The organism is Pseudomonas atagonensis (genome assembly GCF_011369485.1).
Taxonomy (GTDB): domain Bacteria; phylum Pseudomonadota; class Gammaproteobacteria; order Pseudomonadales; family Pseudomonadaceae; genus Aquipseudomonas; species Aquipseudomonas atagonensis.
Genome location: NZ_VXCA01000017.1, coordinates 155,907 through 171,222, shown reverse-complemented (window position 1 = coordinate 171,222; position 15,316 = coordinate 155,907). Strand labels below are relative to the sequence as shown.

General features: G+C 60.7%; 13 protein-coding genes. 5 read left to right on the top strand and 8 right to left on the bottom strand.

Annotated elements, in window-relative coordinates:
• The first annotated feature begins 154 nt into the window (after window positions 1–154).
• Window positions 155–2,902 (top strand): Ig-like domain-containing protein, encoded by a 2,748-nt coding sequence (locus F2P67_RS12515; protein WP_166220764.1) that lies wholly within the window; start codon window positions 155–157, stop codon window positions 2,900–2,902.
• A gap of 31 nt (window positions 2,903–2,933) precedes the next feature.
• Here F2P67_RS12515 and F2P67_RS12510 read toward each other — a convergent pair whose 3' ends face one another.
• The 7 genes from F2P67_RS12510 to F2P67_RS12480 all read right to left on the bottom strand — a co-directional run bounded on the left by F2P67_RS12510 (window position 2,934) and on the right by F2P67_RS12480 (window position 10,472).
• A complete protein-coding gene (locus F2P67_RS12510) occupies window positions 2,934–3,767 on the bottom strand; it encodes an AraC family transcriptional regulator (protein ID WP_166220762.1) in 834 nt (277 codons plus the stop codon).
• Window positions 3,768–3,802: 35 nt separating this feature from the next.
• Window positions 3,803–4,306: a VOC family protein gene (locus F2P67_RS12505; protein WP_166220760.1), complete on the bottom strand. Its 504-nt coding sequence runs from the start codon at window positions 4,304–4,306 to the stop codon at window positions 3,803–3,805.
• 94 nt (window positions 4,307–4,400) lie between these two features.
• On the bottom strand, window positions 4,401–6,836 hold the full coding sequence (locus F2P67_RS12500) for a TonB-dependent siderophore receptor (RefSeq protein ID WP_166220758.1): 2,436 nt from the start codon (window positions 6,834–6,836) through the stop codon (window positions 4,401–4,403).
• Between the two features lie 87 nt (window positions 6,837–6,923).
• Window positions 6,924–7,898, bottom strand: a complete 975-nt coding sequence (locus tag F2P67_RS12495) for a FecR domain-containing protein (protein WP_166220756.1) — start codon at window positions 7,896–7,898, stop codon at window positions 6,924–6,926.
• Window positions 7,891–8,415: a sigma-70 family RNA polymerase sigma factor gene (locus tag F2P67_RS12490; RefSeq protein WP_166220754.1), complete on the bottom strand. Its 525-nt coding sequence runs from the start codon at window positions 8,413–8,415 to the stop codon at window positions 7,891–7,893. The genes F2P67_RS12495 and F2P67_RS12490 overlap by 8 nt, the downstream gene beginning before the upstream one ends.
• Window positions 8,416–8,560: 145 nt before the next feature.
• Window positions 8,561–9,229 carry a class I SAM-dependent methyltransferase gene (locus tag F2P67_RS12485; RefSeq protein ID WP_166220752.1) on the bottom strand — a complete coding sequence of 223 codons (669 nt, stop codon included), beginning with the start codon at window positions 9,227–9,229 and terminating at the stop codon, window positions 8,561–8,563.
• A gap of 64 nt (window positions 9,230–9,293) precedes the next feature.
• Window positions 9,294–10,472, bottom strand: coding sequence for a GGDEF domain-containing protein (locus F2P67_RS12480; protein ID WP_166220750.1), 1,179 nt, complete (start codon window positions 10,470–10,472; stop codon window positions 9,294–9,296).
• A gap of 107 nt (window positions 10,473–10,579) precedes the next feature.
• Here F2P67_RS12480 and F2P67_RS12475 point away from each other — a divergent pair, with 107 nt between their 5' ends.
• Window positions 10,580–10,975: a GFA family protein gene (locus F2P67_RS12475; RefSeq protein WP_343045152.1), complete on the top strand. Its 396-nt coding sequence runs from the start codon at window positions 10,580–10,582 to the stop codon at window positions 10,973–10,975.
• 22 nt (window positions 10,976–10,997) lie between these two features.
• Here the strand turns inward: F2P67_RS12475 and F2P67_RS12470 are convergent, their stop codons facing one another.
• Complete coding sequence (locus tag F2P67_RS12470; protein ID WP_166220746.1) at window positions 10,998–11,828, bottom strand: alpha/beta fold hydrolase; 831 nt, start codon at window positions 11,826–11,828, stop codon at window positions 10,998–11,000.
• A 264-nt stretch (window positions 11,829–12,092) separates the two neighbouring features.
• Between F2P67_RS12470 and F2P67_RS12465 the strand changes: the two genes are divergently transcribed.
• Genes F2P67_RS12465 through F2P67_RS12455 form a run of 3 tightly spaced genes read left to right on the top strand, consistent with a single transcriptional unit; the run spans window position 12,093 to window position 15,310 of the window.
• Window positions 12,093–12,548: a (2Fe-2S)-binding protein gene (locus F2P67_RS12465; RefSeq protein ID WP_166220744.1), complete on the top strand. Its 456-nt coding sequence runs from the start codon at window positions 12,093–12,095 to the stop codon at window positions 12,546–12,548.
• A gap of 19 nt (window positions 12,549–12,567) precedes the next feature.
• The gene (locus F2P67_RS12460) at window positions 12,568–14,730 is read left to right on the top strand and encodes a xanthine dehydrogenase family protein molybdopterin-binding subunit (RefSeq protein ID WP_166220742.1); all 2,163 of its coding nucleotides are present in this window, start codon (window positions 12,568–12,570) and stop codon (window positions 14,728–14,730) included.
• A 1-nt stretch (window position 14,731) separates the two neighbouring features.
• A complete protein-coding gene (locus F2P67_RS12455) occupies window positions 14,732–15,310 on the top strand; it encodes a hypothetical protein (protein WP_166220740.1) in 579 nt (192 codons plus the stop codon).
• Window positions 15,311–15,316 lie beyond the last annotated feature (6 nt).

The following is a 15,316-nucleotide window of genomic DNA, read 5'->3' as shown; positions in this document are numbered from 1 at the left end:
CCGTTTTTGTGTCTGCTGGAAAAATGTTCGTCGACGACCATTCGTCTGTAAACCACGCTCACCTGTCAGATCTGACAGGTGACGACGTTCTCCTTTCGCGGTGTCATGAACCTCGCCCCGAAGATGGCTTCTCACCGTACGCCAGGAGAGCAACATGAGCATCAACGTCAATTCGACACAAATCAACGCCTTGCTCCAGCTATATCCGATGGCCATTCCCGGCGCAGAAGAAAACCTGCAACCGCCAGGGGCCTACCATCTCGGCATTCCCGAAAGCATTCATTCGCCATCCACCAAACTCTTTATGGTGATCGACCCGATCACGTTGTTTTCCACTCTTTTTGCAGCAGGTGACTCCGTAAGGCTGTGGGTCAACGGCCAGGCGACATCCGTGATCAAGCCGATCAAGCCAGGCGAAGAGAACGACCGCATTTTTATGGAGTTACCTTGGGGAGGGTTGAAGGATGGTCGCAATACGCTGTACTACGAAGTCACCCGGGTCAGCGGTAGTAAAGATAAATCCGATCCGATACTGAACGTGCTGTTCAACAACCCGGCCTCCGGTATCACGGTCAGCCATCCGGCCAGCATCGGCCCGGGGCAGCCGGCCACGATCACCCTCACGCGCAGCTATCCACGCGAATATGACGTGGTAAAGCTGACCGTGGGGACGTGGAGTAAAACCATTGCCTACGTCCATCCTGCCAACCCGATCACCTACACCCTGACGACTGCAGACCTTCAGCAGATCGGTGACGGCACCCATCCGGTGAGCGCCACGGTGGTCGATCAGCTGAGCAACCGCAAATTGTCGCCGACGACTTCAATCTCCATCACCGCCAATCAGAAAGTGTATAACCCGCCAATCATCGTACAGGGGGAACCGGACAAAATTCTCGACGTGACAGCACTGAACGGCAAAAACGCCACGATTCACGGCCAGATATGGACGGGAATCGAGGTGGGGCAGCAGGTGTGGCTGAAACTGACCGGGCAGAAACCAGACGGCTCAACCGTCACCTTGCGGATCTGGAATGGCGGTGCCAGTCAGGTCAATGCGACCTGGGTCCGCCAGGGCTTCTGGCCAAAACCGCTGCCGGCCAGTTTCCTGTCCCAATTGGCCGATGGCTTCGGTTTGTTGATGGAGTTCTGGGTATCGGAAGACAAGAGCAACAACTTTGCGACGGCGACCAAGTTTGCGGATCAGGTGTACATGATCAAGGCTGTGCAACAGGTGTTGAATCCCCCGATCATCCTAGAGGCCGAGGCAAACAAAAAAGTGCTGGACGTAACGCTGCTGAATGGCAAAAACGCAACACTGCATGCACTGACCTGGAGTGGCATGGTGGATGGCCAACCATGCTGGCTGAAGTTGCTGGGGTTCAAGGTTGACGGTAGCGCGCATGACCTGCAACTCTGGAACGGTTTGCCAGCGAGAACCAATCCGACGTGGATCAGCTCCGGCAAATATGTGCAGAACGTGCTCAACAGCTATCTGGCGCAACTGGCTGACGGTAAGTCGTTGACGGTGCAGTTCTGGGTGTCGATGGACAAGAGCAACGACTTTGCGACGGCGACGAAGTTTCCGGATCAGGTGTATACCGTCAGCCGGCGGGTGCTCCACCGGCCCATTATTCTGGACGCAGAGGCCAATGGCGGGGTGCTGGACGTCGCAGCATTGGCAGGAAAAGACGCAACGCTTCATGCGCTGACCTGGAGCGGCATGGTAGCTGGCCAGCCATGTTGGCTGAAATTGCTGGGGTTCAAGACCGACGGCAGCGCGCATGACCTGCAACTCTGGAACGGCCTGCCGGCGCAGACTAATCCGACCTGGATCAGTCAGGGCAAATATGTGCAGAACGTGCTTAATAGCTATCTGGCGCAACTGGGTGACCGTAAGTCGTTGACGGTGCAATTCTGGGTGTCGGAGGACAAGAGCAACAACTTTGCGACAGCGACGAAGTTTCCGGATCAGGTGTACACGGTCAAGGCTGTGGCGCTCATCGCGCCGACCATCGGCAGCGTGAACGAGAACACCGCCACCGGTAAGCTTGTTGCGAAAGGAGGGTCGACCACGGCGAACACGCTGGTGATCAGCGGCAAGCTGAGCCCTGACCAGCGGGGTGAGTTGTACGATGGCAGCGGCGCGACCGCGAAGCCGTTGGGTAAGGTGACCGCCAACGCGGCGGGCAACTATTCGATCACCATCACGGTCGCGAAGGGCGCCCACCGGTTCTACATTCAGTCGCTGTATCACCCCGGGACTGTGTACTCCAATGTCTGGACCCTGACCGTTGTTGCTCGATTGGTGATCGATCAAACACTGATGGTGTTGAATGCCGTGAAGTTTATCCAGAGATACGGCTGGTCCTCTAAGGAAGTACCAGGCAATACAGCTGCACGAACGCCGACGGAAGGAATCCCTCCATACTTCTATCAATCCGACAATTCAGCAGTGGCTTCGGTTACATCGGGTGGAAAGGTGAGTGGCCTTAAGTCGGGATCGGCCAATATTCAGGTTAGCGACCAATCAGGTGAAAAGGTTTCATATCCCGTGCAGGTATCCAATGTGTTCGAGCTTATCCAGACCCGTCCTGTTTTCCCAGGAAAAGAAGGTAATGTTGCGGCACAAGAATGGGTAAAAAACCAGGGAGGGGTTACTCCTGCCGTTAACATACTGACTCTTCCAAACCTTGAAGCCAACTTCACCCATGTTTTGCGAGACGTGTTTGGGAATATTGACGTTGAAAATGGAGGCATATATATGGTCAGCTACGGAATCCCGATCACGCTTGGGTTTGGCTGGCAAATAGGCTTCTACTCATTAATCGACGATTTATATAGCTCTTTAGGATGGTCAAATCAATTCACTCTCGGTGCGATCGCAGTGGTGCCCAAATGACTTTATCCGCAGCAATGCGGGCCGTTTTTCTTCACCCCCGATACTGGCCCGGTGTTGCCGCCAGATGCTGTTTGAATGCCCGCTGAAAATGCGCCTGATCGGCAAACCCTGCCTCCAGCGCCACATCCGCAATCAACTGGCCGCCCCTTAACCGTTCGCGGGCGAACTGAATGCGCTGGTTGACCAAAAACGCATGGGGCGTCATGCCGAAGTGTTGTTTGAACGCGCGAATCAGGTAGGACGGTGACAGCTCGGCAGCCGCGCAGATGTCGTCGAGGCTGAGCAGGTCGGTACATTGCTGACGGATGAAGTCGGCGGCGCGTTCGAGTTTGAAGTTCGGTTCGCGCAGCGGAGGTTCGATTGGGTTCAGGCGCAGTTGCAGGTCGCTGAAAAACTCCACCGCTGCACTTTGTTTGCGCAGCACGTCTTGCTGATCGTCGACCAGTACGGCGTACAACGTATTCAAGTCGCGAAACAGGCGAGCATCCTTCAAGTGCGTATCGGAAAACCGCCGAAACTCAAGTTCCGCACTGAACCCCAACTGATGCTGCAAATCCGTCAGCCACGGCGTTTCCACATACAACATCAAATACGACCACGGCTGATCATCGATCGGGTTGCACGCGTGCACGTCCCCCGGATTCATCAGCACCACCGTGCCGGCCGCCACTTCGAACGAGGATTGTTCATGCACATAAGTGCTGCGCCCGGCGGTAATCGCTCCAATGGAAAAATGCGCGTGGGAATGCCGCGAGTAGCAGACCTCACGCCCATCGGCGATGGCCCGCGCTTCGATAAAGGGCAGGGCGTCGTCGCGCCAGAAGCGCGGAGCTTGTTCGGGGTTCTTGGCGGCAGCGTGTTTCATTGTTGTGGTTCTCGGCAGGCCAGAGCCCGAGTGTATTAGCTCTGCCCGGCAAACGCCCGCTCCAGTTCGGCAATGTCGAGTTTTTTCATCCCGAACATGGCCTGCATCGCCCGTTGCGCCTTGGTCTGGTCAGGGTCGGTCATCATGTGCATGAACGCCACCGGTACGATCTGCCACGATACGCCGAACTTGTCCTTGAGCCAGCCGCACTGTTGCGCCTCGACCGGGCCACCGGCCGAGAGGTTGCCCCAGAAGTGGTCGACCTCTTCCTGGTTCTGGCAATTGACCTGAAATGAAATGGCTTCGCTGAACTTGAACATCGGCCCGCCATTGAGGCCGGTGAAGGTCTGGCCGTCGAGTTCGAAGCTGACGGTCATGACCGCACCTTCCGGCTTACCGTGAAATTCCTGACCGACCTTGCTGTAGTGGGTCAGGCCGGTGATTTTCGAGTGATCGAAGATCGTGCAGTAAAACTTCGCGGCCGCTTCCGCTTGATCGTCGAACCACAGGCAGGGTGTGAGTTTCTGAAAGCGTTGCATGACAGTTGTCCTCGGCAGGTTAGACAGTCTGGAATAACAGCGTAGTCAGTCCTTGGTCGTCTGGCGGAGCCGTAGATCGACAAGTGGCTGCCAATCAGAAATCCCAGCGCGTGGTCAGCTGCAGGCTGCGCGGTTCGCCATAGAAACCGGTGCCGAAGTTGCCCAGCCCGGTGTAGTAGGTCTTGTCGAGCAGGTTTTTGATGTTGAGCGTGCTGCTCACATGCTCGTTGAAGCGATAACGCGCCATCGCGTCGACCAGGTAGTAACTGTCCTGAGTGATGCGCACGTTCTGCCCGGCCGCGGGTTGAAAGACGTCGCCAAAAAACGCGCTCTGCCAACTGACGCCGCCGCCCAGCGTCAGGTTTTCCCAGGAACCGGGCAGACGATAGGTGGTGAACAGGCGGATCAATTGCTCCGGTGCGGTGGTTTTCAGGATCGAGGCGTAGACCGGATCGCCCTTGGCGTCGCGGGTGTGGTTGTAGGCGTAGCCGGCAGAGAGGTTCCAGCCTTCGGCGACTTCGCCGGCCAGTTCGAACTCGAACCCTTTGGTGGTCGCACCTTGCACGGCGCGGTACACCGCTTGATTGTCGAAACCGCTGACTTGCTCGGCGACGTTGTCCTGCTCGATGCGAAACACGGCAAAACCGGCGTTGAGCCGACCGTCGAAGTACTCGGCCTTGATCCCCGCTTCATAACTGTCGCCCTGCACCGGGTCGAGTACCTGACGCGTGGCGTCCTTGCTCAACTGCGGTTGGTAAATACGCGTGTAACTGCTGTACAGAGAGTAGCTGTCGTTGAGGTCGTAGACGATGCCCGCGTACGGCGTGACCACGCCGGTCTGGCGATAGCCGTCGCGAACATCGGCGGTGCCCGGGTCGTTGTAGTCGAGGTGATCGCTGGCGGTGAACTGGCTGACTCGCCCACCAAGAATCAACGCCAGATCGTCGCTGGCCTTCAGGCGCGTCGAGACGTACGCGCCCGTCTGCCTTTGGCGGATAGCATCGTGGCCGACTGGCGGGATATCGGGTTTGGCGAACTCGCCGCGCCAGTCGAAAATGCTGCCGGCCAATGGCGGGTAGACCGAACCGTAGACCGGGTTGTCCTGCCGGGTGTTCATCGACATGAAACCGGCCATCAACTGGTGCTCGCGCCCGAACAGATTGAACGGGCCATTGAGGTGCAGATCGAGGTTGTCTTGCACCTCGTCACCCTTGAATTTGCCCATGTACAGAAACATTCCGTCGCCCGTCAGCGGATCCGGATTGCCGCCGCTGGCGGAGCCGAGCAGGGTGTCGTGCTCGCGGTGTTTGCGGTCGTAGCTGAGTTTCAGCGTCCAGTCATTTGGCAATTGCCGGGCGAGGGCGACGAACAGCGTCTGGTTGCTGAAGTCGCGGCGACTCCAGTCCGTGGCCGGGTTGAACGAGCGGGAAAAACTGGTCCGTGAGCCGTCGCTGTAAAACATCGGGAAACCGGTCCAGCTCGCGCCGCGCGAGCGGGTGTTCTGCTGGTCGAAACCGAGGGTCAGCAACGTCTGCGGCGTCAGGTCGGCTTCGACGATGACGTAGGCGATGTCTTTGCTGTTCAGGTAGTGATCGGCGTGGGCGCTGCGCTGTTGATGAACGCCGACGAAGCGTGCGCGCAGATTGCCGCTCGCGGTCAGCGGCCCGGCGACGTCTGCTTCGCTGCGGTAGTTGTCCCACGAACCGACGCCAGCGCTGAGCGCAGCCTGAAAGGCTGGCGTCGGGCGTTTGCGGATCAGGTTGACGGTGGCGGACGGATCGCCGGAGCCGGTCATCAGGCCGCTGGCGCCTTTGATGATTTCGATGCGGTCGAACGTGGCCATGTCGGTGCTGGTGGTGCCGTAATCGTAGACACCGTCGTAATCGGTGTTGACCCCGTCGTACTGGAAATTGGTGATCGGCGCGCCGCGACTGGAAAACTCCCAGCGTTCACTGTCGTAGTTCTGCACGCTGATGCCGGGCGCACGGCGCAGGATATCGGCGATCCCGGTGGCGCCCTGATCGTCGAGTTGCTGGCGGGTGATCACGGTCACCGATTGCGGGGTTTCGCGCAGGGACAGCGGCAGGCCGGTGGCCGAAGATGTCTGGCCGGTGGTGTAGGCGTGAGTGTCTTCGGTAATGGCGCCGAGGGTTTTGCCGGAGATGGTGGTGGCGTCCAGTTGCAGCGAACCGGCACTGTTGGCGCTGCGCAGGACATAACCGCCGCCGCTTTGCGGTTGGGCTTGCAGGCCGCTGTCCTTGAGCAGGATCTGCAGCGCTTGTCCGGGGGTGTAATTGCCCCTCAGGCCTGGGCTGCGCTTGTCGGCGGCGAGGTCGTTGTGGCCGGCGAGGAATACGCCACTCTGTTCGGCAAAACGGTTGAGCACCTCGACCAATGAACCGGGCGCGAGCGAATAGGCGTGCGTTTGTGCATTCACTGCATCCGCCCGCGCAACCGGTGCGCACAGCCCCGGCAAGGCAGACGCCAGAGCCAGGGCAAAACGGGTACAGGCGAGGGTGGAGCGCAACATGGAGTTCCCGGAGGCGGTCAACGAAGTGAGGGCGGCTTAGGGTTAACCGAATGAACAAAGCAAAAGGGAACCGTGAGGCGAAATAAATCAGCCACGCGGGCCGACGCTGACCCACCAGTCGAAGGTCTTGTCGACGCGGATCGGCAGCGCCGCTTCCAGCAGGCGCAGCGCCTGATCGGTGTCCCTGAGCGGGAACGAACCCATGACCGGCACTTGCGCCACCTCTGGATCGCAATGCAGGTGCCCCGGGCGGTAGCGGCCGAGTTCTTCAATCAGCTCGCCCAGAGGCAGGTTGTCCGCCAGCAACAGGCCCTGACGCCAGGCCTCACGCGATGGGCTGGCGGCGGTCGCGATGCCCAATCGACTGCCACTGAAAGCCAGTTGCTGCCCGGCCTGCACCACTTGGGTCTGGCCCTGCAGGTTGCGCACTTCGACCGCGCCCTGATAGACATTCAACAAGGTGTTGCGGTCGTTCTGGCACACGCTGAAGCGCGTGCCCAACGCGCGCATCTGGCCCTGTTCGGTGGCCACGACAAAACGGCGCGTGGCGTCTTTGGCGGTGTCGATCAACACTTCGCCGGCGCGCAATTGCAGCAACCGTTGCGTGGCGTCAAAACGCACGTTCAGGGCGCTGAGCGCGTTGAGCCAGATCCGGCTGCCGTCGCTGAGGGTGGTTTCGCGGGTTTCCCCGGTGCCGGTCGACAGGTCGGCGCTGAGGCGTTTGACCAGGGGCGAGCCGCGCCACACTGCCAGACCGCTCAGCCCGGTCGCCGCGAGAATCAGCAAGCCTTTGAGCGACTGTCGACGACTGAACGACGCGCGCGCCGTGTTGCGCAGGGTGTGGCTGATGGCGTGGCTTTCGTTATCGTTCTGCAGTGGCGCGAAGCGTTGGCCGACCCGTTCGACATAACGCCACGCGTCCTGATGTTCGGGACTTTGTGCCAGCCATGCCTGCCAACTCAGGCGTTCGTGCTCGGCGACCTGTTCGTCGTGCAGTTGCACATACCATTGCGCGGCTTGTTCGAGACTGGCGTGGCTGAGGCTGTGGGCAGGCTTATTCAATCAGCAGGCCATCGAGTTCAGCTTCAAGGATCGCGCAATGCATCAAGGCCTGCGCCAGGTACTTTTTGACCATTCGCTCGCTGACACCCAGTTCTTCGGCGATCAGTCTGTAAGGCATACCGTGCAACTGCGCGAGGATGAACGCATCGCTGACCCGCTGCGGCAGACGCTGCAACATCGCATCTACTTCGTGCAGGGTTTCGATGATGATCGCCTGTTGTTCCAGCGACGGTTGCGCGGCCGGTGGACGGCTGGCGAGGGTTTCCAGCCAGGTCTGCTCAAGTTGCCGGCGTCGCCAGTGATCAACGCACAAGCCCCGGGCAATGGTCGCCAGATACGAGCGCTCATGGACTTCGCCGTTGAACGTCTGCGGCCGTTTCAGCACGCGGATGAAGGTGTCGTGTGCGAGGTCGGCGGCATCCATTGCGTTACTCAGCCGCCGGCGCAATAGCTCGTGCAGCCAGCGGTGATGGCTGAGGTAGAGATTTTGCACGAGAGAGGCGTCGGCGACCGTCATCAGAGCAAGCGTCCAGAGCGACCGTTACGGGTCTAAATAAGAATGGGTCGCGATTAAACCAAAAGGCACGAAGGTGCGCAAATGATATTGGTTTGCTTTTAGGGGTGAGGTGTCGCTGGGCTGCTGAACATTCAGCCCTGCGGCGCTAACGTCGCTCGGCGATCATCAGCAAAGATTGCGGCACGGCGCTTTGCGGGTGTTGCGGCTCCTGCAGGCTGGTCAGCCGAAACCCGGCCATGTCCAGCGCATTCAACCAGCTCGACAAGGTGCGGAAATACCACGGCATCGGCTGCCACTGGCCGGCGATTCCGGCGAAGGTTTCTTCGCGCCAGCCATCCTGATAATCGCCGGCCGCCACCGCCCAAGGGTGCAGCGTCTGAATCACCAGCGCACCGCCTGGGGCCAGCAAGGCGTTCATCGCCGCCATCAGCGGAATGATGTCCTGATGCAGCAGCGAGAAATTGGCGCAGATCAGCGCGTAGTCGCGACCGATGTCCACCTGCGCTTCGGCCAGCGCCGCATAACTCGCCACGTGCACCTGTGAAGTGCCAGCGGTTCGCGCGGCGTCGATCAGCGTCGCGTCGCCATCGACGCCCACTGCCTCAATACCCCGCTCGGCCAACGCCCTCAGCAACCAGCCTTCGCCACAGCCGAGGTCGAGCACGCGTTCAGGTTGACGGCCCATAATCGCCAGCAGAATGGCCTGATCGGTAACTTGTCGACGGCTTTCGATGGCGCCGCTGCGGATCGCTTCGATCCACGCCTGGGCGTTGTCGTGCCAGCTCTGCAACAGCGTTGATTCGGGGGCGCTCATGGTGATTCCGCTGCGATGAAGGAAGGGCAAGGCAAGCATAGCGCTTCAATCACCGGGGTCGCGACTAGCGGGGCTGCACCGCTTGATCTTCGGCAACCGCCGGCACGATGACGCGAATCCGGTCGCGGCCGCCCCGTTTGGACTCGTACAACGCTGCGTCGCCTTGCTCGATCAACGCGGTCAGATTAGCCGGCGCCTGCTCGAACAGCGTGGCGCCGATGCTCAATGTCACCGCCGCCGGGGTGACGAAAGTGCGCGCGGCGTACTGGTGAAACTGCTCGCGCAACGTGCTGCCCAACTCGACGACCCGCTCGTGCGAAGCATTGCCCAGCAGAACCACGAACTCATCACCCCCCAGTCGGGCGGCCAGCGCACCTTGCGGCAGCTCGGCGCGAATCATTTCACTCAAGGCGATCAGCAAGCGGTCGCCGGCAGTGTGGCCATGAAGGTCGTTGACCAGTTTGAAGTTGTCGATGTCGATCAGCAGCAGGGCGCCGGGGCGGGCACTGGAAACGTCGATAAACAAACGCGGCGCACGTACTTCCAGAGCGCGGCGATTGTACAGCGCCGTCAGCGGGTCGCGGGCGGCCAGTCGGGCGATCTGCTGTTCGCGGCGGTAGCGTTCGGTGCCGGTCATCGACAACGCGATCAACATGATCGCCATCGCGCCCTCGACCAGCGAAATCTGAATGATTTCGCCACGCAGCGCCGCCAGATCGATCAATGTGCCCGGAACCACCGCAGTCATGGCCTTGGCGAAATAGAACAGCCCATGGATCAGCAACACGTAACGCAACTGCACGGCGCCCACGCTCAGTGATTTGCCGTGCGGTCGCAGCAACAGACTGGCGCGCAGCATCAGCAACGCCACCAGCAGCGAGTTGGCCATCAGCATGATCTTCGACCAGGACGGGTCTTCCGGAAGCAACAACAGCGCCAGCCAGATCATGAAAATCAGGTACCAGCCACGCGACAGGCGGGTTTGCGTGAAGCGAGCGACCCCCAGCAGAAACAACCAGTGTGCGACCACCAGCAAACCGTTGGCGAACCAGATACCGATCAACGGAAAACCCTGTGCGCGCAACAAGGCCAGCGTCGAGCCGACGGTGATCGTCGCGAAACCGGCACTCCAGAACAGCAGTGAAGGCTCTCGAATGCTGCGCCACTCCACCGCCAGATAAAGCGCGGCTGCAGCGGCGAGGGCGACCGAAAGGGTCAGCAGGGTCAAAGGGTCGAGCGCCATGAAACGAACTAGCCTGTTAATTAACGGAAATGGCCGCGATTGTAAGCGTTCGGCGCAGCGGCTGCTATTTTCACTCAGCGGATTTTCATGGGATGCGGAGGTGTGACGTGGACGAGAAATACAGCGGCGGTTGCCTGTGCGGCGACGTGCGCATCGAGGCAACGGGGCGGCCGTACCGCATCGGCCTGTGCCATTGCATGGATTGCCGCAAACACCATGGCGCGCTGTTTCACGGCTCGGCAATATTTCCCGAAAACGCCGTCAAGGTCAGCGGCACAACCGGCGAGTACAACGGACGACACTTTTGCCCACGCTGCGGCTCACCGGTATTCGCCCGCAGCGGTGACGAAGTCGAAGTGAATCTGGGCTCGCTGGATGCGCCGGACCAGCTAAAACCCACATACGAACTCTGGACCGTGCGCCGCGAATCGTGGCTGCCGGCGTTTGAATCGCTGCGCCGCTTCGAGCGTGACCGTGACAAGAGCGGGCGTTCCGAGGATTAGCGGAAGGAAACGCCCGCCGTTTTCACCCGCGAATAAACGCCAGCAAGTCAGCATTGATCGTCGGTGCTTCCGTCGTCGGCATCCCGTGGGGGAAGCCCGGATACGACTTCAACGTGCCATTGGGCAGTAACTTCGCCGACAGTGGCCCCGAGTTTGCGTACGGCACAATCTGGTCATCTTCGCCGTGCATCACCAGCACCGGCACGGTGACTTTTTTCAGGTCTTCGGTGAAATCGGTCTGGGAAAACGCCACGATCCCGTCGTAATGCGCCTTGGCCCCGCCGATCATGCCCTGGCGCCACCAGTTGGCGATGATGCCTTCCGAAGGCTTGGCGCCGGGCCGGTTGTAGCCATAGAACGGGCCGGTCGGGATGTCGCGGTAAAACTGGGCGCGATTCGCCGCCAGTTGCGCCTGAAAATCATCGAACACCGACTTTGGCAAGCCACCGGGATTGCTTGCGGTCTGGACCATCAGTGGCGGCACGGCGCTGATCAATACGCCTTTGGCTACGTTGCCCTGACCGTGGCGGGCGATGTAATGAATGACTTCACCGCCGCCGGTGGAGTGGCCGACATGCACGACGTTTTTCACCCCGAGGTGCTTGACCACGGCCAGCACGTCGTCGGCGTAGTGATCCATGTCGTGCCCGTCCCCGACCTGGCTCGAGCGCCCGTGCCCGCGGCGGTCATGGGCAATCACGCGAAAACCGTTGGCGAGGAAGAACAGCATCTGCGCGTCCCAGTCGTCCGAGCTGAGCGGCCAGCCGTGGTGAAAGTGGATCACCGGGGCGTCTTTCGGCCCCCAGTCCTTGTAGAAAATCTCGACGCCGTCCTGGGTGGTGACAAATCCCATGTTCGCTACTCCTGACCAATAGGGTGGATAACCCGCGAAGGCGTTCGCGGAGCGGTTTCGCTTATGACGAGTGCGCGCGGCTCGCAGGCTTGCGAGCCGTTATCAACTGTAGGATTAAAGTCGACATCTGCATGACCGGTGGTCGCAACGTCTGGCCCCGGGCGCAAATTACGCTTAGCTGAAAGGGATAAGCCGAGGCGCGCGCAGGCTTGTATGGCCGCAGTGACGCCCCTTCAGAACACCGTGAGTCTGAGGAAATCCCCGATGCTGACCTTGAACATCAATGGCAAGGATCAGGAGCTCGATGTCCCGGCGGACATGCCGTTGCTCTGGGTCCTGCGCGACGTCGCGCATTTGACCGGTACCAAATTCGGCTGCGGCATGGCCCAGTGCGGCGCCTGCACCGTGCATGTCGATGGCGCGCCGTTACGCGCCTGTATCACCCCGGCCACGGCGGTGGCTCACGGGCAGAAAATACTCACCATCGAAGGCCTCTCCAGCGACGGCTCGCACCCGGTGCAGCAGGCCTGGGCCGAACTCGACGTGGTGCAGTGCGGTTACTGCCAGTCCGGGCAGATCATGTCGGCCGCTGCCTTGTTGGCGAAAATCCCCAAACCCACCGACAGCGATATCGATCAGGCGCTCTCCGGCAACATCTGCCGCTGCGGCACTTATCCAAGAATCCGCGCAGCGGTCAAACGCGCGGCCGAGATCGGTTAAGCCCGACGGGAGAGAGACCATGAACAGTCCGGTATCGCGTCGCGGGTTTCTCAAGGGCAGCGCCGTGTTTGGCGGCGGTCTGGTGGTGGCGTTTGTGGTGCCCGGTGCCCACCGCTTTGCACTGGCGGCGGACAATGAAGGCAAGGTCTTTGCGCCGAATGCGTTTTTACGGATTGCGGCGGACAACAGCGTCACCGTGCTCCTCGGCCATTCCGAAATGGGGCAGGGCATCTGGACCGGCCTGACCATGCTGATCGCCGAAGAACTCGACGCCGACTGGTCGAAAATCCGCGTCGAACACTCGCCGGCTTCGGCCACCGATTACGGCATGCCGGCCTTCGGCGGGATGCAGATCACTGGCGGCTCGACCTCGACGTGGATGGAGTTCGACCGCTATCGACTGGCGGGTGCGACCGCGCGACAAATGCTGATCGAGGCGGCGGCCAAGCGATTCGACGTGGCGCCGTCGGCGATTCGCACGGAATCCGGCGTGGTCATCGCCGGCGATAAACGCGCGACCTACGGCGAACTGGCGGACGCCGCCGGGCAATTGCCGGTGCCGGATCCCAAGTCGATCAGCTTCAAGCAAGCCAAAGACTGGAAAATCATTGGTAAGCCGACCAGACGCCTCGATACCCCGGAGAAAATCACCGGCCGCGCCAAATTCGGCATGGACGTGCAGTTCGACGGCTTGATGACCGCAATGGTCGCGCGCGCGCCAGTGTTCGGCGCCAGCGTCAAATCCTTCGAGGGTGCTGAGGCGCTGGCGGTGCCCGGCGTGCACAAGGTGCTGCAGGTGCCGACGGGTGTGGCAGTGATTGCCGAACATTACTGGGCGGCGAAACTGGGACGGGATGCGCTGAAGGTCGATTGGGATCTGGGCCCGCATGCCGATCTGAGCAGCGAAAAACTGCTGGAAAGTTTCCGCAAACTGGCGGCGACGCCGGGTACGTCCGCCACGCAGGCCGGGGATGCCAAGGGCAATTTCGGCAAAGCGGCGAAGAAGATCGACGTCGAATACAGCGTGCCGTATCTGGCTCACGCGCCGATGGAACCGCTCAACTGCACGGTGAAAATCAGCGCAGAGAAGTGCGAAATCTGGACCGGCACGCAGTTTCAGACACTGGATCAAATGGTCGCCGGCAAGATCACCGGTCTGAAACCGGAACAGGTCGAGATTCACACCGAATTTCTCGGCGGTGGTTTTGGCCGCCGCGCCAACCCGACGTCGGACTTTGTCGCCGAAGCGGTGCAAGTGGCGAAAGCCGCGGGCATGCCGGTGAAAACCGTGTGGTCGCGGGAGGATGACATCCGTGGCGGCTATTACCGCTCGATGTTCCTGCATCAGGCGCGGATTGGCCTCGGTGCCGATGGCTTGCCGTCGAGCTGGCAGCATGTGCTGGTGGGGCAGTCGATCATGGCCGGCACCATGCTTGAGGCGACGATGGTCAAGAACGGCATCGACGCGACCTCGGTCGAGGGCGTGGCCGACAGCCCTTACGTTAAAGGCCTGGCGCATCATCAGGTCGACCTGCATTCGCCGCAGACCGGCATCAACGTGCTGTGGCTGCGCTCGGTGGGGCACAGCCACACCGCGTTTGTCATGGAGTCGCTGATCGATGAAATGGCCATGGCGGCGGGCAAGGATCCGGTGGAATACCGACGAACGCTGCTCAAGGATCATGCGCGGCATCTCGGCGTCCTCAATCTGGCGGTGGAGAAGGCCAACTGGACAGCGCCGCTGCCGGACGGTCATGCGCTGGGCGTGGCCGTGCACGAATCGTTCGGCAGTTATGTGGCGCAGGTCGCCGAGGTGTCCCAGGACAATCTGGCGATTCGCGTGCATCGGGTAGTATGCGCGGTGGACTGCGGAATTGCGGTCAACCCGCAGAGCATCGCGGCGCAGATGGAATCGTGCATCACCTTCGGTCTGGGCATGGCGTTGCACAGCAAACTGACGCTCAAGGACGGGCATGTCGTGCAGTCCAATTACCACGATTATCAGGTGTTGCGGCTCAACGAAATGCCGCTGGTTGAAGTGCATATCGTGCCGAGCAGCGACAAACCCGGCGGCATCGGCGAGGCCGGTGTGCCGCCGACCGCGCCGGCGGTGGCCAACGCGGTGTTTGCCCTGACCGGGCAACGCCTGCGTGAGTTGCCGCTGCAATTGTCGGGGGTGTGAGATGAAACGACATCTGCTGTTGGGGACGGTGATTCTGCTTGGGCTAGGCGGCTATGCCTCGGACCTGTTTGCCGATGATCAGGAAGCCTTGAAGGCCTTCGGCACGATTCAAAAAGTCTTTCAAAGCCCGCGCTGTCAGAACTGCCATATTCCCGGGGATTCGCCGCTGCAGTTTGACGCCGGCATCCCTCACGCGATGAACGTGGTGCGCGGCATGGACGGCAAAGGTGCCGCCGGTTTGCCGTGCGCCACCTGCCACGCCGAAAGCAATCCGCCGGCCAGTTACGGCCCTCATGCGCCACCGGGGGCGCCGCACTGGAGCCTGCCGCCCGCCGCGCACAAAATGGCCTGGATCGGCCTGCCGCCGGACAAACTCTGCGCGATGATCAAGGATCGTTCGAGCAACGGTGACCGCGACTTCGCCGCGCTGATCAAACACGTCAGCGACGACAAACTGGTGCTGTGGGGCTGGAACCCCGGGGCAGGGCGCGCGCCGGTACCGGTTCCGCACGATATATTTGTCGCGCAATTCAAACTCTGGGCCGATGCCGGTGGGCCGTGCCCGGTGACTGGCGGTTGAGAACAT

Bases quoted from the DNA above. Each gene is read 5' to 3' on its own strand.
- F2P67_RS12470 (WP_166220746.1), bottom strand. From the start codon at position 11,828: ATGGGATTTGTCACCACCCAGGACGGCGTCGAGATTTTCTACAAGGAC.
- F2P67_RS12505 (WP_166220760.1), bottom strand. From the start codon at position 4,306: ATGCAACGCTTTCAGAAACTCACACCCTGCCTGTGGTTCGACGATCAA.
- F2P67_RS12455 (WP_166220740.1), top strand. From the start codon at position 14,732: ATGAAACGACATCTGCTGTTGGGGACGGTGATTCTGCTTGGGCTAGGC.
- F2P67_RS12515 (WP_166220764.1), top strand. From the start codon at position 155: ATGAGCATCAACGTCAATTCGACACAAATCAACGCCTTGCTCCAGCTA.
- F2P67_RS12500 (WP_166220758.1), bottom strand. From the start codon at position 6,836: ATGTTGCGCTCCACCCTCGCCTGTACCCGTTTTGCCCTGGCTCTGGCG.
- F2P67_RS12490 (WP_166220754.1), bottom strand. From the start codon at position 8,415: ATGACGGTCGCCGACGCCTCTCTCGTGCAAAATCTCTACCTCAGCCAT.
- F2P67_RS12460 (WP_166220742.1), top strand. From the start codon at position 12,568: ATGAACAGTCCGGTATCGCGTCGCGGGTTTCTCAAGGGCAGCGCCGTG.
- F2P67_RS12485 (WP_166220752.1), bottom strand. From the start codon at position 9,229: ATGAGCGCCCCCGAATCAACGCTGTTGCAGAGCTGGCACGACAACGCC.
- F2P67_RS12510 (WP_166220762.1), bottom strand. From the start codon at position 3,767: ATGAAACACGCTGCCGCCAAGAACCCCGAACAAGCTCCGCGCTTCTGG.
- F2P67_RS12480 (WP_166220750.1), bottom strand. From the start codon at position 10,472: ATGGCGCTCGACCCTTTGACCCTGCTGACCCTTTCGGTCGCCCTCGCC.
- F2P67_RS12465 (WP_166220744.1), top strand. From the start codon at position 12,093: ATGCTGACCTTGAACATCAATGGCAAGGATCAGGAGCTCGATGTCCCG.